Origin of the sequence: Candidatus Erwinia dacicola (assembly GCF_001756855.1) — a bacterium.
Taxonomy (GTDB): domain Bacteria; phylum Pseudomonadota; class Gammaproteobacteria; order Enterobacterales; family Enterobacteriaceae; genus Erwinia; species Erwinia dacicola.
In genome coordinates this window covers 1-1701 of record NZ_MAYS01000238.1, presented here as the reverse complement: position 1 = coordinate 1701, position 1701 = coordinate 1, and the positions used below count along the sequence as shown (strand labels likewise).

The 1701-nt window shown below is 50.7% G+C and carries 3 protein-coding genes; all 3 read left to right on the top strand.

Going from position 1 to position 1701, the window contains the following annotated elements:
• Nucleotides 1-157: 157 nt before the first annotated feature.
• The gene (ydgT, locus tag BBW68_RS07410) at nt 158-370 is read left to right on the top strand and encodes a transcription modulator YdgT (RefSeq protein ID WP_070134637.1); all 213 of its coding nucleotides are present in this window, start codon (nt 158-160) and stop codon (nt 368-370) included.
• A gap of 206 nt (nt 371-576) precedes the next feature.
• Complete coding sequence (gene ydfG / locus BBW68_RS07405; RefSeq protein ID WP_070134636.1) at nt 577-1353, top strand: bifunctional NADP-dependent 3-hydroxy acid dehydrogenase/3-hydroxypropionate dehydrogenase YdfG; 777 nt, start codon at nt 577-579, stop codon at nt 1351-1353.
• A gap of 45 nt (nt 1354-1398) precedes the next feature.
• A partial coding sequence (locus BBW68_RS16185) for a helix-turn-helix domain-containing protein (protein WP_148127585.1) occupies nt 1399-1701 on the top strand: 303 nt, incomplete at its 3' end.

Genomic DNA, 1701 nt, shown 5'->3' with positions numbered 1-1701 from the left:
GCAGTTACATAGAATTACAGACAGGCTCTAAAAAATCAATTTCATTACTAAATGTCATCAGTAGTCTGAATTTATCTCTTTCGTCACTAACTTTCTGTACTCTTTTTTTTCCATATAATACACTTATCACTCACTATTCTGTTCGCAAATGGTCAATATGATTGCTCAAAATTATTTGTTAAAATTTCGCAAAGTTAATTCTCTGGAAAGACTGGAAAAACTATTCGACCATCTCAACTATTCCCTTAATGATGATGGTGAAATTATTCAGATGTATCGCGCCGCCAATCACCGCCGCGCAGAGCTGGTTTCCGGCGGTCGCCTGTTTGACCTTGGTCGCGTGCCAAAAACGGCTTTGTTGAATAGATAGAAATTATGCTGCGACCCCATAAAAACAGCAAGCATCCATAACATAAAATCAGTGGGTTACAACCAGTGTTCAGTAATACATGCTGGAATGGCTAGCATCTTCGTCTAAAACCTGCATACTAAAACAGTATTATTACCTATCATTCAACAAAGCTGATGTTAAGGTAAGAAAAATCCAAAATGTGTTACTGGTCGAGGAACAGTGAGATGATCGTATTTGTTACCGGTGCTACCGCCGGTTTTGGTCAGAGTATTACCCGCCGCTTTGTCGCTCAGGGACATAAAGTTATTGCCACTGGCCGCCGCCACGAGCGTCTTGATGCGTTACATCAGGAACTGGGCGACAGCGTGTATACGCTGGTTCTCGACGTGCGCGATCGCGCCGGCATTGACGCGGCGGTGAACAACCTGCCGGCCGAATGGCGCAATATTGACGTACTGGTGAATAATGCCGGCCTGGCGCTGGGAATTGAACCGGCGCAGCGTGCCAGCTTGGAAGACTGGGAAGACATGATCGACACCAACAACAAGGGCTTGGTGTATATGACGCGCGCCATTCTGCCCGCCATGGTGGAGCGCAACGTCGGCCACATTATCAATATCGGTTCGATTGCCGGCAGCTGGCCGTACCCGGGCGGTAACGTCTACGGCGCGACTAAAGCGTTTGTGCGTCAGTTCAGCTTTAATCTGCGTACCGACCTGCACGGCACCGTGCTGCGCGTTACCGATATCGAACCGGGCCTAGTCGGCGGCACCGAGTTTTCCAACGTGCGCTTTAAGGGTGATGATGCAAAAGCGGGTAGCGTGTATGACGGTACCGAGCCGTTAACGCCAGAAGATGTGACCGAAGCAGTCTGGTGGGTGGCTACCCTGCCGAAACACGTCAATATTAACGCGCTGGAGATGATGCCAGTCGGCCAGAGTCAGGCTGGCCTGCGCGTGCATGTCGCTACCGATGTAAAACTGGCCCACCTGCCGATGTAAATCTGACCCACCCAGGGTAAAAATGGCAGTTTTAAGGCACTGCCAATGATGACATTGGAGACCAGAGTGGAGATGAGTGTTTTACACCGTCAGGGCATGTCGATACGCGCCATCGCGCGCCAGCTTTCATGCTCTCGTGAGACCGTTCGCAGATATATCCGTAGCCCGCTGCCCGTAGCGGATATCCGCTACAAGCCTCGCGCACCCAGACCCTGCAAGCTTGACCCGTTCAAGCCCTATATCCTTGAGCGCGATATCTACGGCCCCGGCAAGCATCGCTGGAACCCACAGTTGATGCACGTTGCCGAGAAGTATGCTTTTACCCCCAAGGTCTGCCGCCCCTATCGC

Bases quoted from the DNA above. Each gene is read 5' to 3' on its own strand.
- ydgT (WP_070134637.1), top strand. From the start codon at position 158: ATGATTGCTCAAAATTATTTGTTAAAATTTCGCAAAGTTAATTCTCTG.
- ydfG (WP_070134636.1), top strand. From the start codon at position 577: ATGATCGTATTTGTTACCGGTGCTACCGCCGGTTTTGGTCAGAGTATT.